This is a genomic window from Kitasatospora atroaurantiaca (assembly GCF_007828955.1).
Lineage (GTDB): Bacteria > Actinomycetota > Actinomycetes > Streptomycetales > Streptomycetaceae > Kitasatospora > Kitasatospora atroaurantiaca.
Map to the genome: position 1 here is coordinate 3744085 of NZ_VIVR01000001.1, position 13849 is coordinate 3757933.

The window sequence follows — 13849 nt, forward strand, 5'->3', positions numbered from 1 at the left end:
CTCCGCGGCGGGGAAACCTCAGTAGGCTGCCCGGAGCAAGTCGTCACCGTCCCCGGGAGAGCCGCACCATGGCCAAGAAGGCCGCGAAGAAGTCGCCGCAGCGCAGCCAGTCCACCACCGTGACCGCGGGCGAGATCCCCGTCGTCGGTGCGCGGGAGGACTGCCCGTGCGGTTCGGGCCGCCGGTACAAGGCCTGTCACGGCCGCGAGGCCGCCCACGCCGTGCAGGAGCTGGTGCACCGCCCGTTCGAGGGGCTGCCCGGTGAGGCCGACTGGGTGGCGCTGCGCGAGCTGGTGCCCGCCGCGACGGTGCCGCTGACGCTGCTCCCCGAGGTCGCGGCGAGTGCGGCCGGCGAGGTGCCGTCGGTGACCCTGGCGACCGTACTGCCGCTGGCCTGGCCCGCGCTGCGCCGCCAGGACGGCTCGATCCTGCTCGGGCTGCAGACCCAGTCGTCCTCCGGTGACCTGAGCCGCGACCTCGCGGACGCCCTGGAGCTGGCGCTCGCCACCGAGCCCGGCACGCCGGTACCGGCCCGCCGGACCGTCCCGGGCGGCCGCCGCCTGCAGGAACTCCTGGACGTGAGCGCCGGGTTCGCGCCCGACGTGCACACCGGTTTCGAGTTCTGGCTGGAGGACGCCGAGACCGCCACCGGCGAGGTGGCCGCCTCCCTCGAGCGCGCCAACGCCTCGGCGATCCCGACCCAGAAGCTGACGAGCGTGGACTCCTCGTACTGGTGCGCCGCGCCGGACAAGAACCACCTGCGCTGGGTCATGACGGTGCCGGAGGAGCAGCTGCTCGACGCGCTGGCCCGGCTGACCGCCGCCGACCGCTCCTCGCTGGGCCCGGACACCCGCCTGGTCGGCTCGTTCCGCGCGCACGGTCTGACCGTGCCGGTCTGGGACCTGCCGTCGGAGATGACGGCGGAGGACTGCGAGAAGCCCGCCGCGGAGTTCGCCGAGCGCCTGGCCGACACCCTCAAGGAGCTGGCCTCGTCCGGCGCGGCCCCGCTGACCGCGGAGGAGCGTCGGGCCCGCGCCAATCTGGTGAACCGTCAGGTGACTCTCAACTAGCCGAAGCCCATTGTGACCCGCGTCACATTACGGTCGCTCACAGGATATTCCCAGGTGGCGGACCGTGTGGACAAATTGGCGCGGAGACGGATCTTTGTTAGCATTTAAACAGTCCGGTCGCTGGTGCATCCCCCGTCGCCAGCGGCCGGATCTTCCATTTCCCGCCAATTTTCCGGGTCAGAACGCCAGTCGGCGGTCGTCCGGAGCGGCGGTGCTCGCCGCGATCAACGCGTCGAGCAGACCGCCCACTTGAGGCAGCCAGGGCTCCTCCCCGACCGGCGGGCGGACCCAGCGCACCGCACCCGCGCCGGTCCGCGAGGGCGGCAGCATCAGATAGCCGTCGGGCCCGTGGTAGCGCAGCGAACCCGGCACCCAGGGCTGCTCCGCGAGCAGCTCGCCGAGCTCCTCCAGGCTGTACGGGGCGACCAGCAGCACGTACCGGCCCGGGCTCGCCAGCACCGGGCCCAGCCGCACCCCGAGCACCGCGAAGTACTCCAGCGCCCGGGCCCCGGCCCCCGCGGGCAGGCTCACCGCGCAGACCGTACGGCCGGTGGCGACCAGCACCGGCGAGTCGGGGCTCCGCCGCTCCCACCACCAACTCACCATCCGCGCATCGGTGGTGGCCGCCAGCAGGGGCGGATCGTGCGGGTGGGCGCCGGGTACGGGACAGTTGGGATCCTCGCAGGAGCACGGCCCGGTCGGGCCCGCCACCGGGTACGCGCCCGGGACCACCGGCCACCCCCGTCCGGCCGCCGCCAGGGCGGTGCCCAGCAGCGCGGCCCTCACCCGGCGCCGGCTCCCCGGCCACCGCAGCCAGCTCCGTCGCAGCCATGTCCGCCGGGGGCGCGTCCGTTGCATGAGCGCTCGTTCCTTTCCGCGACCGTTGGGCTCGGACCGTCAGGCCGTCGGACCGCGGGCCGCCACGACAAGGCGGCACCACGACAGTGAACGGCCACGGCCGTGGACCCTCCACGACAAGAACGACAGGCACGACATGAGAGGGCAGGGGCCCCTGGAAGGTCGGCCCCTGGAACGAGAATCCCTTATGCGACCAGATGGACGCTGCTCAGAAGCTGCTGGTTCCACCGTACGAGTGAGTGACATCCGGCCGGGCCGGACGCAGAGCGGCCGAAGCATACGATCCGGACGGCCACTTGAGGGGCCGTCGGCAGGCACTGTCCCAGCAACTCTGCCCGGTGCCCCCCGCTTCCATGCCTCCCCGGTTCGGAGAACCAGCCATCCGGCCCGCTCCCGAATCTGGACATGCCCCGATCGGCCTGTGTACAAGTGGTGGATTGATGCCGAGTAGTGAGATAGCAAACGTTTTGTGCGGTCTTGGGGGTCCTGCGTGACACGTACCAGTGTGTGGGGAGTTGGGACATGACCGACGCCAAGCCGCTCGACCTGTCGCGGACCGGTCCGCCGGCCCCCGGGCTGTCGGCCCCGGATCTACCGGCCCCGGGTCTGCCCGCACCCGGGCTGCCGGCCGAAGATCTGACGCTGCCCGACCTGGCCTTCCTCGCGCTCGGCGCGGAGCGCTCCACCAGCCTGCAGGACCGTTTGGCCGGATGGCTGTCCGATTTCACCAGCCTGCACGAGCACACCGAACAGCTGGCCAGGGCCCGCACCCTCGCCGCCACCCTGGAGGCCGTGCTCGACTCCGGCGCCGCGCTGCTCGGCGCCCGCCGGGGCCTGATCACCACCACCGCGCGCGGTGCCGTCCGGCCCGTCGGCCTCGGTCTGGACCGCGCCGGCCTGGGCGCCCTGGAGACCGTACCGGCCGAGCACGGCCCGTTCGCGGAGCTGCTGAGCCGCCCCTCCCGGTCGGGCCGCCTGCTGATCGCCGACCTGGCCGCCGATCCGTCGGTCGGCCCGCGCTTCCGCGAGGTCGCCGAGCAGCTCGGACTCGGCGCCTGCATCGCCCTGCCGCTCGCCACCGAGGAGGACGGCCCGCTCGGCGCCGCCGTCTGGTTCTACGACGAACCCGCCGAGCCGGACGAACGCCGGCAGCACCTCGCACAGCTCTACTGCGAGTTCGCCGCCCCGCTGCTGGCCAAGCAGCTGGAGGCGGACCGTGCCCACCGGGCCACCGAGGCACTGCGGCGCGGTCTGCTGCCCGACCGGCTGCCCACCGTCCCGGGGCTGCGCCTCGCAGCCCGCTGCGTACCCGCCGGTCTCGACCACTCGGCGGGCAGCGACTGGTACGACGCCATCGCGCTGCCGGACGGCTCACTCGCACTGACCGTCGGCAGCGTCTCCGGCGACGGCCCGGGGGCCGGCCCCGGCTCCGCGGCGGGCGCGGCGGCCGCCATGGGCAGGATCCGGGCCGCCCTGCGCGCGTACGCGGTGCTGGAGGGCGAGGACCCGGTCTCCGTCCTCGGCGATCTGGAACTGCTGCTCAAGACCACCGAGCCGACCCGCTCCGCCACCGCCGTCTACGCCTGGGTGCAGCCCGACGAACGGCGGATCACGCTGGCCGGGGCCGGGCACTGCCCGCCGCTGCTGGTGACCAGGTACGGCGCCAACTTCGTCGAGACCTCGCTCTCCGCCCCGCTCGGCATGCTGAGCTGCTGGGAGGCGCCCGGCGTGGAGATCGGTGCGGAGCGCGGCGATCTGCTGGTCCTCTACACCGAGGGGCTGGCCCGCCGCTGCGGCTCCACCCTGCACGCCGGGCAGGCCGCGCTGCGCCGGGCCGCCGCGGACGCCCCGCGCGACGTACGGCTCGACCCGGACCAGCTCTGCGCCCACCTGCTGGCCGGCTGCCTCGGCGACGCCTCGGCGGCGGCCACCGACGACCTGGTGCTGATGGCCGCGCGCTTCGAGTGATCCTTCGAACGGGCGGCCGGCAACCCACCCGATCAATCGTTCGGCCGGGCATCCGTACCATGGGACGTACGGCCGCCCACGCGCGTCGCGATCCGACGCGTCCGGGGTGGCACCACTCGCAAGGAGGCGACGTACGTGACCGAGGACCGTACCCCGGCGGCAGCCGACAACCCCGAAGGTGCTGCGGACGGCGAGACCGAGCAGCCGATCAAGGGGCGGAAGAACGGCCTCTACGGCGAGGTCTCCGACGAGCTCGCCACGTCCATGAAGTCCGGCTGGGCCGACACCGAGCTGCGCGGCCTGCAGCCGATCGCCCAGGCCTCGTACGCCGCGGCCCGGCGCGCCAAGCTCTCCGCCCGGTACCCCGGCGAACGCCTGGTGATCCCGGCCGGGAACCTGCGCACCCGCGCCAACGACACCGAGTACTCCTTCCGCGCGGCCAGCGAGTACGTCCACCTCACCGGCGACCAGACCGAGGACGCCGTCCTGGTCGCGGAGCCGGTGGCCGACGGCCACGAGTTCAGCCTCTACCTGCTCCCCCGCTCCAACCGCGAGAACGGCGAGTTCTGGCTGGACGGCAACGGCGAGCTCTGGGTCGGCCGCCGCAACAGCCTGGACGAGGCCGAGCAGCTGCTCGGCCTGCCCTGCCGCGACGTCCGCAAGGCCGCCGACGAGCTCAAGGCCGCCGCCCCCGCCCCGACCCGGATCGTGCGCAGGTACGACGCCGGCCTGGAGGCCGCGCTCACCGACGTCCTGGTGGAGGAGAAGGACGACGAGCTCAAGGAGTTCCTGAGCGAGCTGCGCCTGGTCAAGGACGAGTGGGAGATCGGCCAGCTGCGCGCGGCCTGCGACTCCACGGTCAACGGATTCACCGACGTGGTACGGGAGTTGGGCCAGGCCGTGGCCACCTCCGAGCGCTGGATCGAGGGCACCTTCTGGCGCCGCGCCCGGGTCGAGGGCAACGACATCGGCTACGGCTCCATCTGCGCCGCCGGCCCGCACGCGACCACCCTGCACTGGGTCCGCAACGACGGCGACGTCCGCCCCGGCGAGCTCCTGCTGCTGGACGCGGGCGTGGAGACCCACACCCTCTACACCGCGGACGTCACCCGCACCCTGCCGATCAACGGCCGCTTCAACGCGCTGCAGCGCAAGATCTACGACGCGGTCTACGACGCGCAGGAGGCCGGCATCGCGGCCGTGAAGCCGGGCGGCCGGTTCCGCGACTTCCACGACGCCTCGCAGCGCGTGCTCGCCGAGCGCCTGCTGGCCTGGGGCCTGCTCGACGCCTCGGTCTACGACGTCGAGAAGGTCCTGGAGCTCGGCCTCCAGCGCCGCTGGACCCTCCACGGCACCGGGCACATGCTCGGCCTGGACGTGCACGACTGCGCGCAGGCGCGCCGCGAGTCGTACGTCGACGCGCTGCTGGAGCCCGGCATGGTCCTGACCGTCGAGCCCGGTCTGTACTTCCAGCAGGACGACCTGACCGTCCCCGAGGAGTACCGCGGTATCGGCGTCCGGATCGAGGACGACATCCTCGTCACCGCCGACGGCAACGAGAACCTCTCCGCCGGCCTCCCCCGCCAGGCCGACGAGGTCGAGTCCTGGATGGCCCGCCTGACGGGCTGACCGCCCCCTTTCCGACCGGACGACCGGCTGCTCCCACACCCTCGGGGCAGCCGGTCGTTCGGCTTCCGATCGGCACTGCATTCCTGGGAGTCAGCGAATGCTGATGCCGTTCCAGGAGACATTGCCGTTCTCGCGGCAAGGTCGGATTTCTCCAGTGCGCAGTTCGGCTCCGACACGAAGCTGAAGGCCGGGTAGGTGTCGGGCTGAAGGTCGCCGAGCCGCTCTGCGCCGGGGCCGGGGCCGCGTGTGCAGCCGTACCGGCGGCCTTGTCGGGGGTGCAGCCGACGGCGCCTGCGGCGGTGATGACCGCCAGCGGGACGGCCAATGCGAGGCGGTAGCCACGGCGGGCCCAGCTCGAACGGCCCGGGCGGGCGATGGTGGTGACGTTCTCGGCAAAACGGTTGATAACGGACGCATTCATGGCGCAACCCCCCAAGGAGCGGACGTACTCGGATTCGTGGTGAGAGCCGCCGGCCATCCGGCCGGTTCCCCTGGCTCTCACCCTGATAGACGTCCAACCCCTCGGGAGGTTGCAGGTGGATTCAAAAACTATTTGGCAAGCGAGATCAGCACACCAGGCCCAGGTCGGCCGGGGTGGCGGCCTTGGGGTCGATCGGGCGGCGGCCCTCGGTGGGCCAGCCCTCGCGGACCCAGTACTCCAGGCCGCCGATCATCTCCTTGACCTCGCGGCCGAGCGCGGCGAGCTTCATCGCGCCCTTGGTGGAGCCGTTGCAGGCCGGGCCCCAGCAGTAGACGACCAGCAGGCCGGGCGGCAGCTCGGCGACGCGCTCGGGGGTGATCTCGGAGATCGGGAGGCTGATCGCCCCGGGGAGGTGGGCCTTGCGGTGGGCGCCCTCGGCGCGGACGTCGATGATGGTGAAGTCCTGCAGGCCGTCGCGGAGCGCGTACCAGACGTCCGCCGGGTCGGCCTGGCAGCCGAGGCGCTCGGCGAAGAAGGCGAAGGCGCGCTCGGGGGAGGCGGCGGGGATCTCGGTCACCGGGGAGGTGGTCAGGGTGGTCATCTTCGGGCTCCTTCTGTCGGCGCTGCGCTGCTCCCTTGCGATGAGTCGATGGTCCAATCCGGACACCGGGCGCCGACAGTGGCGTGGACGACTACACTCGCCAAGATTCCGCCAGCACGAGGAGCATGAGGAGGGGGCGACGATGGCCGATGGCCCGGTGGCCGTGACGATCGGGCAGCGGCCCGAGCCGGTGCACACCATCGCGGTGTACGCCTTCGACGGCATGGCCCCGTTCGAACTCGGCGTGGTGGTAGAGGTGTTCGGCCTCGCCCGGCCCGAGCTGAGCGGGCTGCTGGCCGCACCCTGGTACGGGCTGAAGGTCTGCGCCGACCGGCCGGGCACGCCGCTCAACGCGGTCGGCGGCTTCTCGATGACGGCCCGCCACGGGCTGGACGAGCTGGCCGCCGCCGACACCGTGATCGTGGTCGCCGTACCCAACACCTTCAGCGGCGAGATCTCCCCCGGGCTGGTCGCCGCCCTGCGCACGGCGTACGAGCGCGGAGCGCGCATCGTCTCGATCTGCTCGGGCGCGTTCGCCCTGGCCGCCGCCGGCCTGCTGGACGACCGTGAGGCCACCACCCACTGGCGGTACGCCGAACTGCTGCAGCAGCGCTACCCGTTGGTGAGGGTCAACCCCGACGTGCTGTACGTCGACAACGGGAACGTCCTGACCAGCGCGGGCAGCGCGGCCGGCATCGACCTGTGCCTGCACCTGGTCCGCCGCGACCACGGCGCCAAGGTGGCCAACACCGTCGCGCGCCGCTTCGTCGTACCGCCGCACCGGGACGGCGGGCAGGCCCAGTTCATCGAGGCGGCGGTCAAGCCCGTCGAGGAGGAGGACGACGGCATCGCCCGCAGCATGCAGTGGGCCCTCGACCACCTCGCCTCGCCGCTCACCGTCGCGATGCTGGCCCGGGCCGCCCGGATGTCCGACCGCTCCTACCTGCGGCACTTCACCGCCCGCAACGGCACCAGCCCGATGCGCTGGGTCATCACCCAGCGCATCGCCGCCAGCCTGCCGCTGCTGGAATCGCCGGACGGGACGGTGGAGGAGATCGCCACCGCCGTCGGCTTCGAGAACGCCGCGACCTTCCGGCACCACTTCGGCCGAGCTATGCGCACCTCCCCGACCGCGTACCGGCGGACCTTCGGACGTGGTGTGGCCTGAGCGACCCACCCCAGGCAGGTTTCTGAAGGATCATCAGATAACGATTCGGCAGTCATTTGAACGCGTTCAGAACCTGGGCGACGGAAACGCCGCAGGTCAGAACCTGGCTGTCCATCAGGAATCGGGCAAATTTCCCAGGTGACATTGTGCAGATCTTCACGAAAGGATGCGCGAGGCTTCGGCCGGTCCGACCGCAGGGGCGGCGGCATCGGCCACTTCACCAGGGGGTACCACTTTGCGCCTGCGTCACTTCGCCGGCCTCGCCACCGCCACCACGGTCGTCCTGGGGGCGGTCCTGCCCCTTCCGACCGCATCGGCGGCCGAAGGCGACACACTCTACGTCAATCCGAACCTCCCGTGCTCCACCGGCGGCGGGGGCACCGCGGAGCACCCTTACTGCCGCATCCAGGACGCCGTCGACGCCGCCAAGCCCGGGCAGACGGTGTACGTCGCACGGTGGACCCAGGCGTACCCGGAGGCCGTACAGGTCCGCAGCTCCGGCACCACCGACAAGCCGATCACCATCACCACCGGGGCCTGGACCGAGCAGTCGGACGAGACGACCGCCCAGATCGAGGCCGGAAGCGCGCCCGCGTTCAGCTTCCGCAACGGTGTCCACGACGTCATCGTGCGGAACTTCGGGATCGGCCTCGGCGGACAGACGGCACGCGTCGTCGACTCCCCGCGGATCACGATCGACCATGTGGCACAGTTCTTCAGCCCGTCCTCCTACCAGCGCGGGGCCGTCGAGGTCAGCGGCGGCTCGGACGACTTCAGGCTCACCCGGAGCGCCATCAACAGCGCCGAGGCCGCCGTACTGGTGGAGGGCTCGAGCCGCGCGGTCATCAGCACCAACGACATCTCCAGCGCCAAGGTCGCGGTCGCGACCGACAACGCCCCGTACACCGCCGTCACCAACAACACCCTCCAGCAGGAGTGCCACACCGTGGTGCGGCTGACCGGTGACGCGGTGGGCTCGCAGATCCACAACAACGTCATCACCACCACCGGCACCACCGGCGAGGGCTGCACCGACCCGCTGATCACGATCGAGCAGGGGAACGGCGCCGAGTACGTCGCCACCAACCTGACCCACAACCTGCTGCACTCGGCGGGCGGCGCCGTCCCCTACCTCTGGGGCGACAAGACCTTCGAGACCCCGGAGAAGCTGGCCGAGTTCATCGCCCCCTTCCTGAGCCCGGAGCAGGGACCGCCTTCCGGCACGGCCGACCTCCTCGGCGATCCTCAGCTCGCCGAGGACGGTTACTCCTACGACGGCCTGGGGACCACCTCCCCGGCCATCGACTCGGCGGACGCCAAGGCGATCGGCACCCTGGACACCGACCTCAACGGCCATCCCATCGTCGACGACCCGCAGGTCGCCGACGCGGCGAGCGGAAGCGGGCACCGCGACCGCGGCGCGTTCGAGCTGCAGAGCCTCGGCCTGCTCGCCCCCGCGGTCAACGGCGGTCCGGGCCCGTACCCGCTGAAGGTCACCGTCACCGCGAAGCCCGCACGGCAGAACTGGCCGACCAAGGTCAGCTACTCGGTCGACTTCGGTGACGGCACCGCGCCCGTGGCCTCCGCCACCCCGAGCGCCGAGCACGTCTACCAGAAGAGCGGGAAGTTCACCGTCACCCTGACCCAGACGGACCAGGACGGCCACGCCTACTCCTTCCAGGGCAACCGGCTCGCGGTGGTCAACGAGCCCGGCCTGCCCTCGGTGGCCTTCACCGCGACGCCCTGCACCACGTCACGCAGCACCGATTGCCTGAAGCCGCTCTCGTACGTCATCGACACGACCGGCAGCACCAGCCCCTGGCCGATCACCGACTACGCGGTCGACTACGGCGACGGCAGCCCCGTCAGCCACACTCCGGCCGTCCCGCACGTCTACCGCGCGGCGGGCGACTACACGGTGAAGGTGACCGCCACGGACGCGGGCGGCCAGACCGGAACGCTGACGAAGACCGTCGGCATCGGCTACCGTCCCAGCCTGTTCTCCGGGTACTCCCCGACCCGGGTGGCCGACACGCGCACCGGCAGCCACCCCGCGAAGATCGGCCCGGGCGGGAAGCTCACGCTCAAGGTCGGCAACGGCGGCGTCCCCGCCGGCGCGGCAGCGAGCGCGGTGGTGCTCAACGTCACCGCGGTCGCGCCGACCGGCGGCGGCTTCCTCGCCGTCGCTCCCGGTGGCACCGACCGGCCCACCAGCTCCAACATCAACTACACCGCGGGCGGGATCGTCCCCAACCTGGTGACCGTCCCGGTCGGCTCGGACGGCACGGTCAACGTCTGGAACGGCCACACCGGAGCCTCGGTGGACGTGGTGGTGGACTCCCTCGGCGAGTACAACCCGGAGTACGGCCACCAGTACTCGCCCCTCGCACCCGCGCGGCTGATGGACACCCGATACGGCATCGGCGTCCCGAAGGGGAAGATCAGCTCGGCCTGCGCCACCAAGCTGCAGATCCGCGGCAAGGCCGGCGTCCCGGCAGGGGCGAGCTCGGCGGTGCTCAACGTCACCGTCACCGAGCCCGACCGGGACGGGTTCCTGACGGTCGGTCACACCATGAGCAGCTCCAACCTGAACTTCCGTGCCGGCCAGACCGTCGCCAACCAGGTGACCGCCCCGATCGACGCGGACGGCACGGTGACCATCTGCAACACCGGTGGCGCCATCCACGTGGTGGCCGACGTCTTCGGCTACTACGCGGCGGACGGCGGCAGCCTGTTCACCCCCGTCCCGCCGAAGCGGCTGACCGACACCCGCTCCGACGGCACCGGCGCGATCGCCGGCGGCGCGTTCCACGCCGTCGCCTCCGGCGCACCGGCCGGGGCCACGGGTGCGGTGCTCAACGTCACCAGCGCGGGCTCGGACCGCGGCGGCTACCTGACCGTCTGGGCCGACGGGCGGCAGCGCCCCGGCACCAGCAGCGTCAACTTCGCCGCCGGGCAGATCGTCCCGAACCACGTCACCACGCCGCTGGGCGCCAACGGGCAGTTCGACGTCTACAACTTCCAGGGCACCACCGACGTCATCGCCGACCTCTTCGGCTACTTCACCAAGCCGCAGCCGTAACCCAGCCGCGCAACGGGCCGGTGCTCCCCGGACGGGGGCACCGGCCCACCCCGTTCACTCCGCCTCCGCCCCCACCCTCAGAGAGGTCCACCGTGCGCAAGCACCACCTCGCCGGCCTCGGCACCGCCACCGCGGTCGTCCTCGGGGTCGTCCTGCCCTTCCCGGCCGCCGCGGCCGATGCCGACACCCTCTACGTCAACAACACCAAGAGCTCCAACTGCTCGAACGACGGCTCCGGCACCGCGGCTCAGCCGTTCTGCACCATCCAGGCCGCCGCGGACGCGGCGCAGCCCGGCCAGACCGTCCGGGTAGTCCGCGGCAGCTACCCGGAGCAGGTCAAGCTGAACCGCTCCGGCACCGCCGACAAGCCGATCACCCTCGTCGGCGGTTCGATCCGCGACCGGGCCGGCATGCCCGTGATCGCGCTTCCCACCAGCAGGACCCACGCGTTCAGCGCCACCGGGGCGCACGACATCAAGGTGACCGGCTTCCGGTTCGCGTCCACCGCCGAAGCGGTGCTGCTCACCGACGCGCAGCGGATCACCTTCGAGGGCAACTACATCTGGGGCGGCAGCTCCGCCGAGGCGCCCCCCGCGGCGATCCGGGTGACCGGCGCCTCCGAGGACACCACGCTGAGCCGGAACATCGTGTACACCGAAGGCCTGCAGTCGATCAGCATCGAGGCCGGCGTCAAGGGCACGGTGGTGACCGGCAACGCGGTGACCCAGAAGCGGAACGCCGGCGGCATCACCGTGACCGACGCCCCGGGCACCGTGATCACCGGCAACAGCATCAGCGCGGGCTGCTCGCCCTCGCTGGCGCTGCTCGGCGACTCCTCAGGGGCCGTGGTCGAGAACAACCTCCTGGCGGCGGACCCGTACAACGCGAGGAACTCGGGGCTCTGCACCACGCCGACCTCCCGGCTCAAGGTCTCCGACGCTTCCCGGGCGGGCACCACCGTCGACTACAACATCGCCGACCCGTACGGCCACGGCGCGGTGGCCTACGACTGGGCGGGCACGCTCTCCAACAGCCTCAAGGACGCCGGTCAGGGTGCCCACGACCTGATCGCCGACCCGAAGCTGGGTGTCCCCGAGCTGGGCCTGCAGCCGGCTCCCGGCTCGCCCGCGATCGACTCCGCGGACGCCACTGCCCGCGGCGCGGCGGAGACCGACCTGTTCGGCTACCGCCGGATCGACGACCCGTACGTGGCCAACTCCGGTACGGGCAACGGCATCCACGACCGGGGTGCGGCCGAGTACACGACCTCGTCGAGGTCGGTCCTCCTGCAGCCCAGCGCGGACCGGGTGCCGACCGGCGCGCCGGTCACGATCGAGATCCGCGACCAGGAGAGCTGGTCCCCGGTGGTCGCGTACACGGTCGACTTCGGCGACGGCTCCGAGCCGGCCGTGACCACGGGCACGTCGGTGCAGCACAGTTACGCGACGGCGGGCGTGTACCGGCTGAAGGTCACCGTCACCTCGGAGAACGGTGACAGCAACACCATGGCCGACTCGACGGTGACCGTCAGCGAGCCGGGCCCGCTGGTGCCCCGGCTGACGGTCTTCCAGGTCGAGGGGCCGCTCACCTTCACCGCCTCGGCCGCGTCCAGCTCCTCACCGTGGACGATCACCAAGGAGATCCTCGACTACGGCGACGGCACCACCGTGGACCTGCTGACCACCTACGGCAGGTACTCGTACCACAAGGAGGGCGACTACACCGCCACCCTGACGGTCACCGACGCCGGCGGGCGCACCGAGAAGATCTCGCAGAAGGTGCACGTCGCCTACCAGCCGTCCGGCTTCCAACCGCTGGAGCCGGTCCGGGTGATGGACACCCGCACCGACTTCGCCGGGCGCACCACGCTGGGGCCGGGGCAGACCCTGACGATCCCGCTGGGGACCAGGATGGCCGAGGGCCTTCCGACCTTTCCCCTCGGCTACACCCCGACCGCCGTGGTGCTGAACGTCACCGCCCTCTCCAAGGACTCGGCGAGCTTTCTGACGGTCTACCCGGCGGGCACCGACCGGCCGGACACCTCGAGCCTCAACGTCGCGGCCAAGCAGGTCGTGCCCAACCTGGTGACCGTGCCGGTCGGCCCCGACGGCAACGTCGCCGTCTACAACAAGAGCGGCAACGTCGACGTGGTCGCCGACATCTTCGGCTACTACTACAACCAGGGCCCGGGCTCGAACCCCGGTGACCGGTACACCGCACAGGCTCCGGTCCGGCTGGCCGACACCCGCAGCTCGGGCACCCGGCTCGGCCAGGGCGGGGAGACCACCATCCAGGTCGCCGGGAAGAACGGCGTCCCGCTCGGGGCGACCGCGGCGGTCCTGAACGTCACCTCCACCGGCTCGACGGCGCCGAGCTTCCTGACCGTCTACCCGGCCGGCGGCAAGCGCCCCGAGACCAGCAACCTCAACTTCACCGCGGGGCAGACCGTCCCCAACCAGGTGGTCGTCCCGCTCAGCGCCGACGGCAAGGTGACGGTCTACAACCACGCGGGCAGCACCGACGTCGTGGCCGACCTGTTCGGCTACTACAGCCCGAGCGGCGAGGCCCTCTTCACCCCCGTGACCCCGACCCGCCTGGTGGACACCCGCGCCGCGGGCGGCCCGATCGGGCCGGGCGCCACCCTGAGCGTCGCCTCCGGCGCACCCGCCGGGGCCACCGGGGCCGTACTCAACATCACCGGCACCGGCTCCACCGCCGGCGGCTACCTGACCGTCTGGGCCGACGGCACCCCGCGTCCCGGCACCAGCAACCTCAACTTCACCGCCGGGCAGACCGTCCCCAACCACGTCACCACCCCGCTCGGCGCCAACGGGAAGTTCGACCTCTACAACTTCCAGGGCACCACCGACGCCGTGGCGGACGTCTTCGGCTACTTCACCAAGCCCTGACGAAAGCTCAGTGCCGAGCGAATGCCGTGTGACAGCGGCGCGATGATCGGCCATGATGCCCACCTACTACTGACACAAGCGCGCCGCCGCCCGGGAATCGCCCCAGGACGACCGACCGGGCGGCGCGCCTCTCTGGGGGATCT

The 13849-nt window shown here is 71.8% G+C and carries 8 protein-coding genes; 6 read left to right on the forward strand and 2 right to left on the reverse strand.

Translation table 11 applies throughout. The features are described 5' to 3' along the window. Positions 1-68: 68 nt before the first annotated feature. Positions 69-1070, forward strand: coding sequence for a DUF5926 family protein (locus tag FB465_RS17295; protein WP_145791741.1), 1002 nt, complete (start codon positions 69-71; stop codon positions 1068-1070). A 177-nt stretch (positions 1071-1247) separates the two neighbouring features. Here FB465_RS17295 and FB465_RS17300 read toward each other — a convergent pair whose 3' ends face one another. Beyond that, positions 1248-1928 (reverse strand): bifunctional DNA primase/polymerase, encoded by a 681-nt coding sequence (locus tag FB465_RS17300; protein ID WP_145791742.1) that lies wholly within the window; start codon positions 1926-1928, stop codon positions 1248-1250. Between the two features lie 522 nt (positions 1929-2450). On the opposite strand from FB465_RS17300, the gene FB465_RS17305 reads away from it, so the two are divergent. Further along, on the forward strand, positions 2451-3896 hold the full coding sequence (locus FB465_RS17305) for a PP2C family protein-serine/threonine phosphatase (protein ID WP_145791744.1): 1446 nt from the start codon (positions 2451-2453) through the stop codon (positions 3894-3896). Between the two features lie 135 nt (positions 3897-4031). Beyond that, positions 4032-5525, forward strand: a complete 1494-nt coding sequence (locus FB465_RS17310; RefSeq protein WP_145791746.1) for an aminopeptidase P family protein — start codon at positions 4032-4034, stop codon at positions 5523-5525. A 566-nt stretch (positions 5526-6091) separates the two neighbouring features. Here FB465_RS17310 and FB465_RS17315 read toward each other — a convergent pair. Further along, positions 6092-6547, reverse strand: a complete 456-nt coding sequence (locus tag FB465_RS17315; protein ID WP_145791748.1) for a rhodanese-like domain-containing protein — start codon at positions 6545-6547, stop codon at positions 6092-6094. A 142-nt stretch (positions 6548-6689) separates the two neighbouring features. Here FB465_RS17315 and FB465_RS17320 point away from each other — a divergent pair, with 142 nt between their 5' ends. The 3 genes from FB465_RS17320 to FB465_RS17330 all read left to right on the forward strand — a co-directional run bounded on the left by FB465_RS17320 (position 6690) and on the right by FB465_RS17330 (position 13706). Beyond that, positions 6690-7715 (forward strand): helix-turn-helix domain-containing protein, encoded by a 1026-nt coding sequence (locus FB465_RS17320; protein WP_145791749.1) that lies wholly within the window; start codon positions 6690-6692, stop codon positions 7713-7715. A gap of 235 nt (positions 7716-7950) precedes the next feature. Then, entirely contained in the window at positions 7951-10797 is a 2847-nt protein-coding gene (locus FB465_RS17325; protein ID WP_170290620.1) for a PKD domain-containing protein, read from the forward strand. Positions 10798-10889: 92 nt separating this feature from the next. Beyond that, on the forward strand, positions 10890-13706 hold the full coding sequence (locus tag FB465_RS17330; protein ID WP_145791752.1) for a PKD domain-containing protein: 2817 nt from the start codon (positions 10890-10892) through the stop codon (positions 13704-13706). The last annotated feature ends 143 nt before the right edge of the window (positions 13707-13849 follow it).